This window comes from Ruegeria sp. CF1, assembly GCF_056537445.1.
This window is the reverse complement of record NZ_JBQFRN010000003.1, coordinates 153293-171370: the sequence shown is the minus strand read 5'-3', so window position 1 is coordinate 171370 and position 18078 is coordinate 153293. Positions and strand designations below refer to the sequence as shown.

The 18078-nt window shown below is 56.3% G+C and carries 15 protein-coding genes; 7 read left to right on the top strand and 8 right to left on the bottom strand.

The features are described from left to right. The first annotated feature begins 17 nt into the window (after positions 1 to 17). A complete protein-coding gene (locus tag ACRZ96_RS08485) occupies positions 18 to 992 on the top strand; it encodes a LysR family transcriptional regulator (RefSeq protein WP_480706255.1) in 975 nt (324 codons plus the stop codon). A 14-nt stretch (positions 993 to 1006) separates the two neighbouring features. On the opposite strand, the gene ACRZ96_RS08480 is transcribed toward ACRZ96_RS08485, so the two are convergent. Next, the gene (locus tag ACRZ96_RS08480; protein WP_480814395.1) at positions 1007 to 2524 is read right to left on the bottom strand and encodes a trimethylamine methyltransferase family protein; all 1518 of its coding nucleotides are present in this window, start codon (positions 2522 to 2524) and stop codon (positions 1007 to 1009) included. Positions 2525 to 2712: 188 nt separating this feature from the next. Between ACRZ96_RS08480 and ACRZ96_RS08475 the strand changes: the two genes are divergently transcribed. Next, positions 2713 to 5148 carry a GcvT family protein gene (locus tag ACRZ96_RS08475; protein WP_480706257.1) on the top strand — a complete coding sequence of 812 codons (2436 nt, stop codon included), beginning with the start codon at positions 2713 to 2715 and terminating at the stop codon, positions 5146 to 5148. A gap of 8 nt (positions 5149 to 5156) precedes the next feature. Here the strand turns inward: ACRZ96_RS08475 and ACRZ96_RS08470 are convergent, their stop codons facing one another. Then, positions 5157 to 6074, bottom strand: coding sequence for a GlxA family transcriptional regulator (locus ACRZ96_RS08470; RefSeq protein WP_480771802.1), 918 nt, complete (start codon positions 6072 to 6074; stop codon positions 5157 to 5159). Positions 6075 to 6169: 95 nt separating this feature from the next. Here ACRZ96_RS08470 and ACRZ96_RS08465 point away from each other — a divergent pair, with 95 nt between their 5' ends. The 4 genes from ACRZ96_RS08465 (at position 6170) to ACRZ96_RS08450 (ending at position 10865) form a co-directional block, all read left to right on the top strand. Further along, a complete protein-coding gene (locus tag ACRZ96_RS08465; RefSeq protein WP_480562055.1) occupies positions 6170 to 7330 on the top strand; it encodes an acyl-CoA dehydrogenase family protein in 1161 nt (386 codons plus the stop codon). A gap of 7 nt (positions 7331 to 7337) precedes the next feature. Further along, the gene (locus ACRZ96_RS08460; protein ID WP_480706261.1) at positions 7338 to 9353 is read left to right on the top strand and encodes an acetate--CoA ligase family protein; all 2016 of its coding nucleotides are present in this window, start codon (positions 7338 to 7340) and stop codon (positions 9351 to 9353) included. Positions 9354 to 9356: 3 nt separating this feature from the next. After that, positions 9357 to 10136 carry a carnitinyl-CoA dehydratase gene (locus tag ACRZ96_RS08455; RefSeq protein WP_480706263.1) on the top strand — a complete coding sequence of 260 codons (780 nt, stop codon included), beginning with the start codon at positions 9357 to 9359 and terminating at the stop codon, positions 10134 to 10136. A gap of 147 nt (positions 10137 to 10283) precedes the next feature. Then, positions 10284 to 10865, top strand: coding sequence for an XRE family transcriptional regulator (locus ACRZ96_RS08450; protein ID WP_223118496.1), 582 nt, complete (start codon positions 10284 to 10286; stop codon positions 10863 to 10865). Positions 10866 to 10879: 14 nt separating this feature from the next. Here ACRZ96_RS08450 and ACRZ96_RS08445 read toward each other — a convergent pair whose 3' ends face one another. Genes ACRZ96_RS08445 through ACRZ96_RS08435 form a run of 3 tightly spaced genes read right to left on the bottom strand, consistent with a single transcriptional unit; the run spans position 10880 to position 12938 of the window. Further along, on the bottom strand, positions 10880 to 11677 hold the full coding sequence (locus tag ACRZ96_RS08445; RefSeq protein ID WP_480562060.1) for a metal ABC transporter permease: 798 nt from the start codon (positions 11675 to 11677) through the stop codon (positions 10880 to 10882). Next, positions 11677 to 12423 (bottom strand): metal ABC transporter ATP-binding protein, encoded by a 747-nt coding sequence (locus tag ACRZ96_RS08440; RefSeq protein ID WP_170611711.1) that lies wholly within the window; start codon positions 12421 to 12423, stop codon positions 11677 to 11679. The genes ACRZ96_RS08445 and ACRZ96_RS08440 overlap by 1 nt, the downstream gene beginning before the upstream one ends. Positions 12424 to 12425: 2 nt before the next feature. Then, on the bottom strand, positions 12426 to 12938 hold the full coding sequence (locus tag ACRZ96_RS08435) for a Fur family transcriptional regulator (RefSeq protein ID WP_170801717.1): 513 nt from the start codon (positions 12936 to 12938) through the stop codon (positions 12426 to 12428). 56 nt (positions 12939 to 12994) lie between these two features. Between ACRZ96_RS08435 and ACRZ96_RS08430 the strand changes: the two genes are divergently transcribed. Further along, entirely contained in the window at positions 12995 to 14119 is a 1125-nt protein-coding gene (locus ACRZ96_RS08430; protein ID WP_170646963.1) for a metal ABC transporter solute-binding protein, Zn/Mn family, read from the top strand. A gap of 335 nt (positions 14120 to 14454) precedes the next feature. Here ACRZ96_RS08430 and ACRZ96_RS08425 read toward each other — a convergent pair whose 3' ends face one another. The 3 genes from ACRZ96_RS08425 to ACRZ96_RS08415 form a co-directional block, all read right to left on the bottom strand. Further along, positions 14455 to 14853: a 6TM ABC transporter family protein gene (locus ACRZ96_RS08425; protein ID WP_480706270.1), complete on the bottom strand. Its 399-nt coding sequence runs from the start codon at positions 14851 to 14853 to the stop codon at positions 14455 to 14457. 447 nt (positions 14854 to 15300) lie between these two features. Beyond that, entirely contained in the window at positions 15301 to 16449 is a 1149-nt protein-coding gene (locus tag ACRZ96_RS08420; protein ID WP_170801719.1) for a TolC family protein, read from the bottom strand. Between the two features lie 445 nt (positions 16450 to 16894). Next, positions 16895 to 18037: an alpha-D-ribose 1-methylphosphonate 5-triphosphate diphosphatase gene (locus ACRZ96_RS08415; protein WP_170407682.1), complete on the bottom strand. Its 1143-nt coding sequence runs from the start codon at positions 18035 to 18037 to the stop codon at positions 16895 to 16897. Between the last annotated feature and the right edge of the window lie 41 nt (positions 18038 to 18078).

Sequence of the window (18078 nt, the reverse complement as noted above, 5' to 3'; positions counted from 1 at the left end):
CTCACGAAAGCACCGGAATGCCGCGTCAGTCTGCTCCCAAAGACCTCAGTCTCAAATGGCTGGAACTGTTTCAGATATGTGCGCAAAAGGGCTCGCTACAGGCGGCTGCCAAGGAAACAGGGCTGACGATCAGCACCGTTTCCCATCACCTGCGCAATCTCGAAGACCATCTGGGCGTTGAGCTGTTCAACCACACCCGTAGACCCATGGTTCTGACCCCGAAGGGCCGGGTCTTCCTGCGCAATATCGACGATGCGCTGCACCTGATCCGAAAGGCCAAGGCAGAGGCATCTGCGGGCAGTATTACCGAGGCCAGTTATCTGCGTTTCGGCACGATCGAGGATTTCGACAGCGACATCATTCCGGAACTGGCAGTCTACTTGTTTACGAACATGCCTGCCTGCGATTTCATGTACCATACAGATTCCAGCCACGCGATTATCGACATGCTGCGCGACAGGCAGTTGGATCTGGGGATTTCCACTACTCCTAGCGAACGTATGCGCGATCTGCAGGATCGCCCCCTTCTGCGCGATCCATTTGTGATCGTTTTGCCTGCGGTGAATGACAAGTCTTTGCAAGACATTGTTGAGGGACGAACCAAATTGCCGTTTCTACGATATTCCGGCAATCTGATCATCGCGCGCCAGATCGAGTCCCAATTACGCCGGATGGGGATTTCGTCCTCTCACAGGTTTGAATGCAGCAACAATCAGACGCTGATGTCGATGGTGTCCTCCGGTGCGGGTTGGACCATCACGACGCCGCTGCTGTATTCTCGGGCAAAGCGGTTCCAATCAAGGCTGTGCATGCACCCATTTCCGGGCAAGAGCTTTGCACGCACACTGGCGCTGGTCGCGACGCCGGATTGTTCAAGATCAGTGATTGAGCTTGTGGATGCCAAAACCCGATCATTGATCAATGACCGCATCATTTCCCCACTGCGCGATGATATCCCGTGGCTGACGGATAGTTTCAAACTTATCGAATAGCACTGGATCAGCCTTCAAAGAATGTTGAAGCGATCTCGGATTTGCCGATCCTGTTCGTCTGACAGGTATCTTGGCGTATGGGTCTGCAAAATTTCTTGCGCCCGATGTCGCGCGCGGCTCCAGGCATCTTGCGCTCCGTTTTCTGCCCAGGTTCGCGGCTCGTCCCTGTCTGCGAGTGAGGGATAAAAGTAATCCCGTTCCATGGCCGAAAAAGTATGCTGACCACCCAGAAAATGGCCCTCGCCCAGAACTGCTTCGCAGATTGCGTCAAAGCCCAGATTCTCGTGTGTCACCTCTATCCCCCTCAAAGCGCGGTAGGTGTACGAGTGCATCTCATCATCCAGCACGAACGCCTCAAAACTTGCACCCAGCAACGAGGCCGTCATGCCCGAGCTTTCATAGATCAGATTACCACCTGCCAGCGCTGCCGCCATTGAGGTCAGTCCCTTTTCCATCCCGTATTGAGCGTCGATCGCCTTGGCATCAGACATCGAACAGGCCACACCTGAAGGCAGCCCAAGCCAATTTGATAATTGTGCAGATGCTGCATTCAGGACAGCCGTCTCTCCGCTGCCACCTGAGAACGCGCCGGTCCGAAGGTCAATCACCAGTGGCCAATTCGAAAAGACCATAGGAAACCCGGGCTGGATCGCGTGGACCATTACCAGACTCGCAAGAGTTTCTGCCAATGACTGCGCCAGAAAACCAGCCAAGGTCGCTGGTGCAGTCGCGCCGGCCTGAGCAGCGGTGATGCAAGAAATCGGAATATTGTGTTCGATGCAGGCGTAGACCACATCCACTGCGTCTTCGCCGTAGCGCATCGGCGAGATCACCGGGCTTATATGTGCTTTCATGAACGGGCGTTTTGCGAATTCACCGGGTCCCCCGGCTGCGATATCCAATATCTCAACAATTGGCGCAACGTGCTGCGCCAATGTAAAAGACGTCGCGGTGGGCTTGGAGGTATTCTTCAACAGCGCATAGACGGTGTTCACATCCAGATCGAAGGTTTCCTCCAGATCGGTTGCAACGCAACAGCGGGTGAACCAGCTGACATTTGGCAAGACATCTTGAAGACGCGTGAAATCATGCAAGTCCTGCAAGGTTGAAGGCCGATAGCGACCACTGCGCAGATCAAGCGTCTGAACCGCCGCCCCTCCGGTTCCGAAATAGACGCGATTACCGCCAACTTCGATGGATCGGGCTGGATCACGCCCGTGCAGAACGAAGGTCTTGGCGGCCTGATCAATCGCCTGTTCCACAAGTTGAGGCGAAAAAAGTATCCTCCCCTCCCCGCTATCTTGCGCCCCAACCGCCAACAAATCAGAACGCAAGCGATCCGGCACCTCACCGATCCCCAGCTTCTCAAGAAGATCCAGAGCCGTGTTGTAAATCCGCTCAAGCTCAACCCCAGTCAAGGGTTTGTAAGCGCCTCCCGGTTGACCTGGCGGACAGGGGTCGAGCGCAGGCTTTTCAGCCCGCTGTGCGATACGTCCTTTTCGACCGGACCTTTTCGCCTGCGGCGCAGCCATTTGTGATCCTCCAACCGCATCAGGTTGATCAATTCAACTAAACGTCTAAAGCCAATTTCAACCGCATTCGAATTACTACGAGTTAATGAGCTTTTATTTTCGATTTTTTACGTAACAATATCCAGCCGCTTGTGAACCAACTGACAGAACAGGCTAATCCCCAAAAACTACGTACCGGAGGGTCCTTGATGAAATCGCGCACTAAAGTGGTCGTCATTGGCGGCGGTATCGCCGGCTGCTCGACTCTGTATCACTTGACCCGTGAAGGTTGGTCCGATGTGGTGCTGGTCGAGCGCGATGAGTTGACCAGCGGCACAACTTGGCATTCGGCCGCGCAGGTGACCAATTTTGGCATGAACCAGACCATGGTTGGTCTGAAGACCCACTCGATCAACCTGTACAAGGAACTGGCCGAGGATCCGGACTATCCTATCAACTACCATCACGGTGACGGCGGCATCCGGCTTGCAAATACGCCTGAGCAGATGCAGGGGTACCACCATTTTGCGTCTATGGCGCGCGGAATGGATGTGCATTTCGAGGTCATAGATGCAGAGGAATGCGCCCGCCGGCACCCGTTGATTTCCACCGACAACCTTCTCGGTGGGCTATGGGATCCGTTAGATGGCGACATCGATCCGGCTCAACTGTGCCAAGCTCTGGCGCGCCGTGCGCGCAAAGCCGGGGCCGAGGTTTATCGCAATACTCCGGTCACAGGACTGACACAGCACAAGGACGATACCTGGACGGTTCGCACGGAACACGGCGATATTGATTGCGATATCGTAGTTAACGCTTGTGGTTATCGGGTCAACGAAGTGGGCGCGATGATGGGCGTGCACCACCCTGTCGCTTCGATGGAGCATCAGTATTTTCTGACAGAAGAAATCGAAGCGATCCGCGACGCAGGCCATCGGATGCCCCTGCTGCGCTGTCCGATCAGCGACTATTATTGTCGGCAGGAGAAGAACGGCTTGCTGGTCGGCTTCTACGAGCAGGATTGCAAAACCTGGGGCATGGACGGGATCGATCCGAATTTTGTGAACGCGCTGTGCCCTGACGATCTGGACCGCGTGACGGATGTGCTGGAAGGTGCCTTCGCACGCATGCCTGCACTGATGGATGTCGGTATTCATACAGTGGTGAATGGTCCGATCACCTACACAATTGACGGCGCACCTTTGGTCGGGCCAATCCCCGGAAAGCGCAATGCTTTCTGCATCATCGGTCTGCGCGCGGGTTTGGGCGAAGGGGGTGGCCATGGCTGGCTGCTGGCCCAACAGATCCTTCACGGCGAGGCCTGTTATGACACGTGGTGCCTTGATCCGCGTCGGTTTACCGGCCACACAAATGTGGAGCTGACCGCGCTGAAAGCCATCGAAGATTACCAGAATGAATTCCGCTTTCATTTCCCGCACGAACACCGGCCTGCCGGTCGCCCCGCCAAAACCACACCGCTGACCCCGATCCTCGCAGCAGAAGGGGCTGAATTTACAGTGGTCAACGGTTGGGAGCGGGTCGACTACATCAAGCCTGCACCAGATTTTCACCCAACGCTGAGTTTCAGTTTTGATGAGACCTTTGACGTCGTGGCAGCGGAAATCAGAAACCTTCAAGAAAATGTCGGACTGGCCGAAGTGAACGGCTTCAACCGGCTGGAAATCACTGGAACCGATCGGCATCGGTTTCTGGATCGGATGATGTGCGGCGCGGTGACAAAACGCGACGGGCGGGTCGGCCTTGGTTATCTGCTGAACCACCACGGGATGGTCAAAGCCGAGGCCACCATCGCCAACCTTCCCGCGAGTGATCGCGGCCCGGCACGGGTCTGGTACGGGTCCGCCGCCGCCAGCGAATACCATGATATGGACTGGCTAAAGGCGCATCTGCATGATGGCGAAGATGTGCAAATCCGCTCACTCACCAATGATCAGACAATATTAGTGCTGGCCGGACCCAAATCGCGCGACGTGCTGTCCGCTTGTGCTCGAGGAGACTGGTCGCGAGAAGCCTTTCCCTGGCTGTCAGTTCGCGAGTGTTTTGTCGGGTTCGCGCCAGCAACTGTATTGAATATCAGCTACTCAGGGGAACTGGCCTACGAGATACATGTCCCGAACGCCTCACTATACGCGGCCTATCTGGCGTTCAGAAAAGCTGGCGAGACGCATGGCTTGAAATTATTTGGTGCTCGCGCCGTCGAGTCCATGCGGATGGAGAAAGGGTTCTTGCACTGGAAAGCCGATCTGCTCACAGAGTTCGACCCATTTGAGACCGGTTTGGATCGGTTCGTAAAACTGACCAAAGGCGATTTCATTGGCCGAAACGCGTTGCAGAGACGCCTTGAGAACGGGCCTCAAAAGAAACTGGTAAGCCTGAAAATCGATGCAACCAAAGCACCGGCGCATGGTGGAGCCTCCCTGATGTCGGACGACATGGTTATTGGCACAATCACGTCAGGTGACTGGGGCCACAGAACAGGGCTAAACCTTGCTTACGGCTTTGTGATTCCGGAATTTTCCGAACCCGGCAGCCGAATGCAGCTTGACCTGTGCGGAGAATTGATCGCGGCCGAGGTGATTGCGCCATCCCCGTATGACCCGGACCTCTCACGCGTGCGAGGCTAATCCCAAAGTTACTCCCCGTTTCGATAGGCTGTTGGTGTCTGCCCGAATTGCATCCGGAACGCCCGCGTCATTGCGCTTGGGTTCTCATACCCGCAGCGGCTGGCGATCTCGGCCACGGACTGCTGAGTCTCGACCGCAAGTTTACGCGCCAAATTCAGACGCAGGCGACGATAGAGCGCCTGCGGTGTTACACCCAGCTCGGACAAAACCCGGGTCTCAATCTTCTTTTGAGAGCACCCGAGCTGACGAGCGATATCCTTTATCATTACTGGCGCATCCAACGTGCCCTGCATGACGCCCAGCACCCGATTCACCAGCCTGTCTTCGGATTTCATCTGTGGTGAAGCAGCACTTGGTTCACCACGATTCATCAGAAGATGTGCCACCTCCATCGACAACAGCGGCCCGTGATCCGCAAGAATCAGCGCAGTCGCCAGATCATAAGCAGCCATCGCGCCCGAACAGGTGATCCGGTTCCGGTCGATCACAAAACGTTCCTGCACGACCTCGACATCGGTAAAAGTTTCTTCGAACCGGGAAAGTTCATCCCAGTGAATGGTCGCGCGATGCCCTTCCAACAGTCCCGCGCGCGCGAGCAACCAACTCCCTGTGTCCAGACCAGCCAGTTTGCGATGACGGGTTGCGGCCCTGCGCAAAGCGCGATGAGTATCGGGAACCGAGTGTTCCAGATACCCATAAGACGGCATGACAACCAAAGCATCACCCGCCTCAATGCCCATCGCTCCATGAGGCGCGACCTGCAACCCGCTGGAACTTTGGACTGGCGCACCATGGGGTGAATAAAACTGCCAGGCATAGAGATCCTGCCCCGCCAAAGTGTTCGCCGCGCGCAATGGCTCAACCATGTTGGCGAGGCAAAGGTTCGAGAACCCGTCGAACAGCAAAAAGTTATAGATCTGGGTCAAATTTTTCTAACTCGGCATGATATCGTACGATTACTGCATGTCATCGTGTCAGGCAATTACGTTTCATTGCCAATCAGACATCAGGGGAACGCGTCATGCAATTTGGCTTAACCGAAGAACAGGAAATGATCGTCTCAACAGTGCGGAGCTTTGTTGAGAACGAGATTTACCCCCACGAAGCTGAGGTCGAACGCACCGGACAGGTGCCGCAAGAGCTGGGAGACGAAATCAAGCGGAAATGCATCGAACTGGGGTTTTATGCCTGTAACTTCCCCGAAGAAGTTGGTGGCGCAGGTCTCTCGCATCTTGATTTCACTCTTGTCGAACGCGAGCTCGGCCGAGGTTCGATGGCATTGACCCATTTCTTCGGTCGCCCGCAGAATATCCTGATGGCCTGCAACGCCGACCAACGTGAACGCTATTTGTTGCCTGCCGTGCGTGGCGAAAAGATGGATGCTCTGGCTATGACCGAACCTGACGCGGGTTCAGATGTTCGGGGCATGAAATGTCAGGCCGTACGCGATGGAGGAGACTGGGTCGTCAACGGTTCGAAACACTTCATCTCGGGCGCGGAGCACGCGGATTTCTTCATCGTATTCATCGCAACAGGTGTGGATGAAACTCCCAAAGGCCCTAAAAAGCGGATCACTACATTCCTCGTAGATCGTGGTACGCCGGGTTTTGAAGTGCGCGAGGGGTACAATTCAGTCAGCCACAAAGGCTACAAGAACTATATCCTGTATTTTGACAATTGCCGCCTGCCTGACACACAGGTTCTGGGCGAGGTCGATGGCGGTTTCGCCGTGATGAACGAGTGGCTCTATGCAACGCGCCTGACGGTTGCTGCTTTTTCGGTCGGGCGCGCGCGGCGCTGTTTTGATTATGCGCTGAACTACGCGGCTGAGCGCAAGCAATTCGGCCAGCCGATCGGTAAGTTTCAGGGTGTCGGCTTTCAGATCGCCGACATGATCACCGAGATCGACGCTGCTGACTGGCTGACGCTCGCGGCCGCATGGCGACTGGATCAGGACTTGCCCTCAAATCGCGAGATTGCCTCGGCCAAGCTTTATGCTTCGGAAATGCTGGCAAAGGTCACGGATACGACGTTGCAAATCTATGGTGGCATGGGTCTGATGGATGACTTCCCGATCGAACGGTTCTGGCGGGATGCGCGTGTAGAACGTATTTGGGATGGTACGAGTGAAATCCAGCGGCATATCATCAGTCGTGATCTGCTGCGGCCCCTGGGTGCCTGAGGACCGAATGAGCAAGGATATCTCCCGTCTTCTACGCCCGGAATCCATCGCGGTGATCGGCGGCGGCGCGTGGTGCCAGCAGGTTATCCTGCAGTCGGAACGCATGGGCTACGCAGGGAAAATCTGGCCTGTCCATCCCAAGGCGGATGAAATTGCCGGGCACAAGGCCTACGCACGGATTGAAGACCTGCCATCGTCCCCGGACGCGGCCTTTGTTGGCATCAACCGTCACGCCACTGTTGAGGCCGTTCAGGTTCTGTCAGACATGGGCAGCGGCGGCGCAGTTTGCTTTGCCTCTGGCTTCTCGGAAGCTGCAGCCGAGGATCAGGCAGGAGGAGATCTGCAATCAGAGTTGATCAATGCAGCAGGCAGCATGCCCATTCTTGGGCCAAACTGCTATGGCTTTATCAATGCGCTTGATGGTGCGCTATTGTGGCCCGATCAGCATGGAGCTGCTCGAGTAGATCGAGGCGTTGCCATTCTGACCCAGAGCTCCAACATCTCGATCAACCTGACTATGCAGAAACGAGCTCTGCCGATTGCCTATATGGTGACTTGCGGGAACATGGCGCAGACCAGTCAGGCTGAGATCGCGATGTCGCTGATCGATGATCCACGGGTCACTGCCGTCGGTTTACATATCGAGGGCTTCAAGGATATCCGCGAATGGGAGGCCCTTGCTGCCAAGGCACATCGGAAAGGCGTGCCTCTGATCGCACTTAAGGTGGGTGCATCCGAACAGGCGCAAGCAGCAACAGTTTCTCATACCGCCTCACTGGCAGGGAGCGATGCGGGTGCGCAGGCTTTGCTAAACCGGCTGGGCATCCCGCGCCTGTCCTCGCTGCCCGAGTTTCTGGAAACCCTGAAATTGTTGCATTGTTATGGGCCTTTGCCGGGGGGCAACATTGCTTCGATCAGCTGCTCGGGCGGCGAGGCCAGCCTGATCGCAGATATGGCGATCGGCACTGACCTCAGATTTCCAGAACTGTCCAGAGACAAGCAAACCCGATTGCGCGATGCGCTTGGTCCGATGGTCGCACTAAGCAATCCACTCGATTACCACACCTATATCTGGCGCGATGAAGATGCGATGGCGAAAGCTTGGGCCGGGATGACAGGCGACGACCTGGATATGACCTTCTCGATCGTCGACTACCCGACCACCGATCCAACGGATTGGGCTGCCGCGACACGCACGGCACTAAAGGTGCGGGCAGAAACGGGCGCGCGCTTCGCAGTGGTTTCTACACTGCCCGAATTGTTCCCTGAAAACACTGCGCAATCCCTGGTAGAAGGCGGTGTAGTTCCCTTCATTGGCCTTCGTGAAGCGCTTGCCGCTACACGCGCGGCGGCTCAAGTCGCCGCGCCTTCGGACACGCCAATCTGCCTGCCGGGCACATTAGATGCGACGCAGACGCTGACCGAAGCCGAGGCGAAGCAGGCTCTGGCCGCGCATGGTTTGCGCATTCCTCAGAACAGGTCTGTCCGAGGCGCCGAAGAAGCCCTAAGCGCGACGCGCGAGATGGAAGCGCCCTTTGCCGTCAAAGGTGTCGGCCTTGCCCACAAGTCTGAACATTCCGCTGTACGGCTGGGGGTACAGGCTGCCGATGTGGCGGGTGTGGCAGCGGATATTGGAACCGAAGAGATTCTGATCGAAGAGATGATCACAGGTGCGGTGGCAGAAATACTCGTCGGCGTCGTGCGGGATCCTGCCCACGGCTTTGTGCTGACTCTGGGTGCCGGAGGTGTCCTGACCGAAATACTGCGCGACACCACCTCGCTTTTGATCCCGGCAACGTCCAGCAGTATTCGCGCGGCACTGGGCGAGTTGAAAGTCGCGCCGCTGCTGTCAGGCTATCGCGGCCAACCAGCGGCTGATATGGATGAAATCGTTGCCGCCATTCAGGCCGTTCAAGACTATGTAATGCAAAATGCCGAAACGCTCGGCGAGGTCGAAATCAACCCGCTTCTCTGCACGCCCACCCGGGCGGTGGCGGTGGATGCGCTCATCAGAAAGGCCTGAGAAATGGACCCGATCAAGACCCGCCGTGACGGCGCAATTCTCGAAGTGACGCTGGATCGGCCAAAAGCCAATGCAATCGATCTAGCTACCAGCCGCATCATGGGGCAGGTATTTGCCGAGTTTCGCGATGATCCCGAACTGCGCGTCGCGATCTTGACCGGAGCAGGTGATAAATTCTTTTGCCCTGGCTGGGACCTGAAGGCAGCCGCCGAAGGCGATGCCGTAGATGGAGATTATGGTGTCGGTGGCTTTGGCGGTTTGCAGGAGTTACGCGATCTGAACAAACCGGTCATCGCGGCCATCAATGGTATTGCCTGTGGTGGCGGACTCGAGCTTGCGATTTCCGCCGATATGATCCTGGCCGCTGAACACGCAACTTTTGCCCTACCTGAGATTCGATCCGGAACCGTTGCAGATGCGGCGAGCGTCAAGCTACCCAAACGCATTCCCTACCACATCGCGATGGAGCTATTGCTGACTGGACGCTGGTTCGATGCCGAAGAAGGTCAGCGTTGGGGCTTGGTCAATGAAGTCCTGCCTGCCGATCAACTGTTGGATCGTGCCTGGGAATTGGCGCGTCTGCTCGCCTCGGGTCCTCCGCTGGTTTATGCTGCGATCAAAGAGGTCGTGCGCGAAGCTGAAGACAGCAAATTTCAGGACGCCATGAACCGCATCACCAAGCGCCAGCTGCGCACCGTCGATATCCTCTATTCCAGCGAAGATCAGCTTGAAGGCGCAAAAGCCTTCGCTGAAAAGCGTGATCCGGTCTGGAAAGGAAAATAAATTCAAAACACCGCTGCCTTCATCGCATTGGCGCAGTTTTGCGCCAATCGCTCAGCTAAGCTTGTTTTTTGTCAGAACACACTTTTACTATCCTGCAATTCAGGCCAAAGCTACTTTTACGGGAAGAAGGAATGTCAAAGCGGCCCGATGCAGGACAAGAAAACAGAACCAGAACTTGAGATCGGGCGAACCCTGCAGCGTTTGCGACAGGAACGTCAGCTCACGGTGACCGAACTCGCCGCGCAGTCAAAGGTTTCCGCGCCGATGATCAGCCGGATCGAAAATGGTCATGTGTCGCCGTCCCTTGGTACCTTACACGCGTTGGCAGATGCACTATCTGTCTCTCTGATGGCGATGTTCAGCCATACCGACACGACCTCGGATGTGCATCACGTTCAGGCGGGAACCGGGTTGCGGTCGCGGCGTATCACACCAGACCATGCCCATGACTATCTACTGCTCGGCAAACACAGCGGGCCTAGCGGGTCATTCCAATCCGCACGCATCCGCATCTCAAAACAAGACCAACGCAAGTTGCCTAACTATCAGCACGAAGGCTACGTCTTCATCTACATGATTGAAGGCAGCGCCATCTATGGCTGTGGGACCGAAGAGTTCCAGATGTCAGAAGGTGACACGCTCAGCTTCGACGCCAAGCTCCCACATGGGGTACGGGTCATCCTGTCAGACGAAATTGAATTCGTGACCGTGTCGACGCGACCGCATTGATCTTTGCAGATGCCCTAGGCTCCACGCCGCGTTTGCCATCCGATCAGACTGAAACACGCGAACACTACTGCAGCAACACAAACAATGGATGGCCCTGCAGGCGTATCAAACATGTAAGCAGCCCGTAGCCCGGCGATTGCGGAGAATGCGCCAATCGCCGCCGCAATCAATGCCATCGCTTCCGGAGATCTGGCCAGACTGCGCGCAGCCGCCGCCGGGATGATCAGCATTGCAGCAATCAGTAGAACACCTACGACCTTTATCGCCACGGCCACTGTAACTGCCAGAGACAGCGTCAGGATCAACTGCTCTCGCTTGGGGTCAAAGCCGCTGGCATAGGCCAACTCTTCATTCATGGTCGCCGTCAAAAGCTGCGACCAGCGCCATACGATGAAGGCCACGACAAGCGCTGCCCCCCCCCAGATCACAACCAGATCGGTGCGTGACACGGCCAGAATATCACCGAAGAGATAGGCCATCAGGTCGATGCGAACACCGGACAGGAAAGATACGGCGACCAGACCGAAGGCAAGTGCAGAATGTGCTAGAACACCCAGCAGTGTATCCATCGCGTAACCACGTCCGGACAACAGTGTCACGGTAAGTGCCATTGCAAGCGCAACAGCTAGCGCCCCAGTAAAGACGGACAACTGAAACGTCAGCGATAAAGCGACACCCAGGATTGCCGCATGGGCGGTGGCATCCCCGAAATAGGCCATTCGACGCCAGACAACAAAACACCCCAGTGGTGCCGCAGCAAAAGCAACGCCAACACCTGCAAGCGTCGCGCGCGTCATGAAATCATCCAGCATTATTCTGCGGCTTCCTGAGAGGTTTCACAGTGACCGTGATCGTGATCATGGTCGTGATCATGGCGATAAAGGGCCAGTGCGCCTCCGGTACCCGTTCCGAACAGGGCCCGATATTCCGGGGCCGAGGCTACGACTGCGGGGGACCCTTGGCAGCACACATGACCATTGAGGCAGATCACCCTGTCAGACGCGCTCATGACCACGTGCAATTCATGGCTGATCATCAGTATGGCGCATCCGGTTTCACGCCGGACCTCCTCGATCTGACGATAAAACGCCGCCGACCCCGGTTGGTCGAGACCCTGAGTGGCTTCGTCCAAAAGCAGAACGTCGGGCCGATTGATCAACGCTCGCGCCAGCAAAACGCGCTGAAACTGTCCGCCTGACAATTGCGACATTTGGCGCTTTAGCAGATCCGGCACCCCAGCAGTTTCAAGCGCTTCTGTACATTGAAGCCTAGAGACACGCTCCGTCAGACGCATGAATCTTTCCACTGATATCGGCAGGGTCGGATCAATGTGCAGTTTTTGGGGGACATACCCGATTTTTAGCCCAGGCTTCAGTGTAACCTTACCTTCCGCAGGCTTGGTCGCGCCAATGACGGCACGCAACAGGCTGGTCTTTCCCGATCCGTTTGGACCAACGATCGTCACGATTTCACCAGCCTCAATCGTCATGCCGACATGGCGCAGAACGGTATTCGCGCCATAACGCACGCTGAGATTTTCAACGGTGATCAGGGTCATGTCTACGCCTTCTCGGTGCAGTCTGGGCAGAGTCCCTCGGCTTCTACAACGGTTCGCTCGATTTCGAAACCCGCCGCGCGCGCGGCTGCGCCGAGGACGCCATTGGACGGTGCCGACTGAGCTTCGGCGACAGCGTCGCATTTTCTGCAGATCATGAAGGCCGGGGAATGGACCTCTCCGGGATGAGAGCAGGCCACAAAGGCGTTCAAACGTTCAATCTTATGGACGAACCCGTACTGGACCAGAAAATCCAGCGCGCGATAAGCCACCGGCGGCTGAGAGCCAAAACCGGCTTCACGCAAACGGTCAAGTATGGCGTAAGCCCCAAGCGACTTGTGGTCTTGCAACAGCATTTCAAGAACTTTTCGCCGCACAGGGGTTAGCCGCAACCCTTCTTCCCTGCACCGAGCATCCGCTGTGGCCAACGCCGTTTCGACGCAATTCTTGTGATCATGCTCCTGAAATCCTACCGGCGCATCTTCACCAACCGAAATGGAGTGCATCTCACTTGTCATGTTATACCATATCATATATGCCGCTCGTAACGTTATAAAATCACACAGAGGGTCTGATGTCCAGAAAGCTGCTCCCACTATCGATTACCGCTGCATTGATGGGCGGAACCGCCATGGCGGATGCACCCAAGGTTGCGGTTGACATCGCACCCGTTCACTCACTCGTGGCCCGGGTGATGGAGGGGGTAGGAACGCCTGAATTGATAGTGCAGCCCGGTGCCTCGCCACACGAATACAAACTTCGTCCGTCAGAAGCAGCCGCACTGCAAGAGGCAGATCTGGTATTCTGGATTGGCGAGGACCTGACCCCGTGGATGGAAGGCGCTGTCGAGACGCTCAGCGACGGGGCGACTGTTACGGTGTTGCTTGAGTCGGACGGAACGGTTCTGCTCGATTTCCGTGAAAGTGCTTTGTTCGAAGCGCATGACCATGGCGACGACGAAGATCATGGGGATGACAATCATGACGATCACGACCATGCTGAGGATGATGGTCATGATCACGACGACCACGACGATCATGCAAAAGACGATGACCACGATCACGAGGATCATGCCGAGGACAAAGAGCATGATGATCATAATCATGACGAAGAGCATGCGGATGAGCATGACCACGATGATCATGAGGACCACGCCGGACATGACGACCATGAGGGCCACGCGCATGGCGAACATGATCCGCACGCCTGGCTCTCTCCGGTCAACGCAGAAATCTGGCTGAAAACGATCGCGGCGCAGCTTTCTTCGGCTGACCCAGACAACGCAGGTGCTTATTTTGCAAATGCGGCAGCTGCGCGTGAAGAAATGGCTGCTTTGTCTGCGGAAGTGGCCGAAACGCTGGCGCCGGTCAAAGGTGGCAGCTTCATCGTGTTCCACGATGCCTATCAATATTTCGAAGATGCCTTTGGCTTCCCGGCCTCGGGTGCAATTTCCCTCAGCGATGCGACCGATCCAAGCCCGGCAAGGATCGCCGAAATTCAGGGGCGTATCCGCGACGAAGGTGTGGATTGTGTCATGGCTGAACCCCAGTTCAACCCCGGAATTGTCGCAACCGTTCTCGACGGCACCGAAGCTAAAACCGGCATCATGGACCCGCTGGGATCTGATCTGGAACCCGGAGTAAATCTGTACCCGCAACTCATCCGCAATCTGGCCAAAACACTGTCTGAGTGCCTTTGACTCAATCAACAGCCTGGTTGGGAGTTGGTTCTGGCCAGGCTGAAATCAGACAGAGTTCTCCGCTCATCGTTCCAACAAAGTCATCAGTATTCGGCTACCGGCCTCTCTAAGCTGTCCAATTTGGCGGCTAAGCTGCCGGCGCAAGTCAATCATCGCCAGCGGACTTTCGATGCCGCGCTCGACCAGAGGTTGGATCACGCCAATCTATTCCTCCAGAAACGCCGCCTCCACACCTGTACGGTCGGGAAGATCAAATTCTTGTCCGGATATCTGAGCCTCAAGTCTCGCGCGCGACGCGATCGCAATCGCCTGTCGCGGCCTGCCAATCGCCTAGATCACGCCACGAATACGAACGGGAAGGGCAGATCGACCAAAGCAACCAGCGAGGCAGACGTAAAGAAATCCCTCACGACTTCAAAGTCCTGAAGGATCGAGGCCATGCGTCCATTCTGCCCGCCCCGGGCTTTCATTATAAGCACCATCAACTGATTGAACAGCCGTTCGGTGATTTTCAGGTCCGCCCATTTTCCCGCTGTATCGATGAACCGTGTCCGCAGGTTCTTGATCAGGAAATCGAACAACAGTGCAAGGCCAACCCCGACGACCAGAGCCAGCAAGCTATCAACCACTTCGTTTGGCAGAATGGGGTCATGAACGACCATGGTGAACAGCGACGTCGTCGGCCCAAGCACACTTATCACCAACGCCGCCAACATATTCTGAATGTAGACCACGCGCAGATCGCTAAACGCAGACCAAAACCATTGGCCTTGCGGGGCAGAGCGGTCCTCGTCCGAACGGCGCGAGCATTATGCGCGCAATATCCAGCGTGTCTTGCGCAGTCGTGTTTCCTGTCGCCGCCAGATCTGAGGATCGCTGAATCCGCTGCTGGCATCGATCACAAGGAAGCGTTGGTGTCTTCTCGATCCAGAAACGCGAAAGATTGCACAGCTGCATCAAACGCCAGGACCAGAAACAAGTTCGGCTCCAGTTTCAGCAACCGCGCTTTCCCGAAACCCGCCTTTAGCCCACCGTTTCCACTGCGCTGACCGCCTAGGCGACTTCATTGCCCTAGAACACCCGAAAGATATCCACCTCGGACAACCCAAGACCCAAATGCTCTGTCAGAAGTCGGAGGTGCGTATTCAGCGGGTTAGTCGCAGTCGGGTTCATGACGGATATCACAAGGTTGGATCGGTCGGCTGTGCAACACCCAACGCGTCCAGGATATCGCCCGTGACCGCCAGCACGGCATATTCTGCACGACGTGCCTGGGCCTCAAGCTGGATCACCCGAACCTGCGCAAGATTCAACTCGCGCAACGCATCCAATATCTGTACCAGCGTGCTGCGCCCGATATCAAACTGTCCACGAGCTGCATCCAGCGCTTGCTCATTGATCTCGACAGCGCGCCGGGCTGTGGCGAGCCGTCGCTGGATTGAATTGGTCTCTTCCAAGGCCTGGGAGAGATTACGTTGCAACTCGCGCCGCAATTCTTCTTCATCAGCCCGGCTTTGTTGAAGATTCGCCCTTGCGGTTTCGACATTGGCGCGCGCGGATCCCCCTTGGTAAATCGGGACCGTTACACCCAATCGGGCCTGCACACCGTCGTCGATACTACCCTGGTCGAAATCTGTCTCAAGAATCGCAGAGAGTGTTGGGCGGGTCGCTCGTTCAGCAACCACAACCTCTTGCGCACGCACTTGACTGAAGGCGACCTGAGTACGCAGACGCGGGCTGCGTGCAACCATTTGCTGCGAGGTGGCCGCTGCCAGAATGGGTGCGGGGGGGATGGTCGGAATTATGTCGGGTCGCGTTCCGAAGACTTCGACCCATGTTGCCGTCGCCAGTTCCACATCCGTCTGAGCCTGCGCTAATTCTGTCTCGGCGTTAGACTTCCGCCCCTGCCCCGCCAGCAAATCTGCCACCGACCCGGCCCCGGCATCAAAGCGGGACTGGAGGTCGCTGACCAAAACGTCCGTACGATCCAGATTCTGCTGGGCTTGTTCTTCGAGGCGGCGATTTCGATCCAGATCAATTATGGTTTCGATGGCCTCGAAGCTCAGCGCGCTCAGCTCAGACAATTCGTTTAACCAGGTCTGCCGGGCTTCAATCTGACGCAAACCCACACGACCCGAGACTTTGCCACCATCATAGATGATCTGGCTAAGCCGCAGGATCGGTACTGTATCCCCATCGGACGTCAGGGATGTCTCGGCCTCGATCTGCGGCAGGAACGCGCCTTGCTCGGCATCAATGCGGGATTTCGAAGCCAGAACGCTGGCGGCTCCGGCTGCGGTGGTGGGCGATGTCGCGACAGACCTTCGCACCAACTCAGCGAATTCAGTGCGTGCGACATTTCCCTTCAGATTATTCCCCCCCGATAAGGGAGCGGGGGCTGGTGTCGCCCCGGGATCAAAGGACTTGGTTCCCTGTAAATCCTGACTGCAGCCCGCCAAAATAATAGTGGCTATCACAACCGACAACCATGCCCTCATTCCGCCAAAGCTCCTGATTTCAACTCTGAGATAAGCAACAAATTTCCAGTCAGTTAATCGTGGAACTTGTTGCCCGCATTTTGCGTTACAGGAGAAAGTGCGGTAAAAAAGTAACCATATTCTTTACGAGTTTAATGTTCTGGCACGACATCAGTTTATCAAGATGCGGGTCCAGAAAAATCAAGCGGAGCAAGGGCGCAGATCCCATCTGATAATCCGCGAGCTTTCGGCCGCCAGCCATGTTCTGTTCGGCAAGTTTGATTCAACCAATCACAACTCATCCAACCTTGTTGCCTTGGCTCCAGACACCGCGCAAAACTGGTGTTTGACCCATGCGACGCACACGCAGAACGTCACCGCGCAGACCTACATTCAGGATGCCACGGTCATCAAGACCGACAGCCATTGCAGGATTACGTGTAACCGTGGCCACAGCACGTGGCAGGTCGTCCCAAACACTGGCAAGATGAAAAGCCGACAGCAGTAGCGCAGAAGGCACATAGTCGGAAGACACAATTTCCAGAAGATCGGCCTTTGCAAGATCTTCAGCCGCGACATTGCCGGAATGCGAGCCGCCACGGATCAGATTCGGGGCACCCATCATGACGGCGATGTTGCGGGTACGGCAGGCCTCGGCCGCCTCGAACGTGGTTGGGAACTCGGCGAAAGCCACACCATTTTCGGACGATTTTTCGACATGCTGCGCCGTGGTATCGTCATGGCTGGCAAGCGCGGCGCCAAGACGGGCGGCCTCGATCACTGCACCGGCTTCGTGCTTTTCTCCGAAACGCTGCTGCAGACCACGCAGGTTCTCGACATGTGCAACGAAATCGGCGTCGGTCATACCGCGCTTTTTGGCGACATAGGTCTTCAATGCACTCAGATCGCTGAATTGGCGTTGACCCGGCGTGTGGTCCATCAGACTGACAATGCCAACCCTGTCTTCCGGCCCGAAGGTCGCCAATTCCTCAAGCAGTGTCTCCGAGCAGATCTCGGCCCGCAGGTGAAGGAAATGGCTGATCTTGAAATAGCCTGCGGCGCGCGCCGACAACAGTTCGTCCGCCAGTTTGCGGGCATAATCGATGTAACGGCCCTTGCCGCTGTGAATGGAACCTACTCGCATGGCGTCGAACACGGTTGTGATTCCGGTCGAGGCCAGCTCGCTATCATGCGCGATCAGGGCCGGAAGATGAGGCCAGTCCACTTCCGGGCGAGGCTCGATATGACGTTCGATATTGTCGGTGTGCAGCTCGACCAGTCCCGGAAGGATGTAATCACCTGCACAATCGACTGCGCCGGTCGGAACATGATCCCCTTCGGTGATCTCGGAAATGACGCCCTGTTCGATTGTCACCGAACCGGTTACTACCCGATCGGGCATAACAAGCTGGGCATTCGCAAGGCACAGATTATCTGACATATCGCTGTCACAAGCCTTTGCCAAAGAGGGCGCGGGAAAAG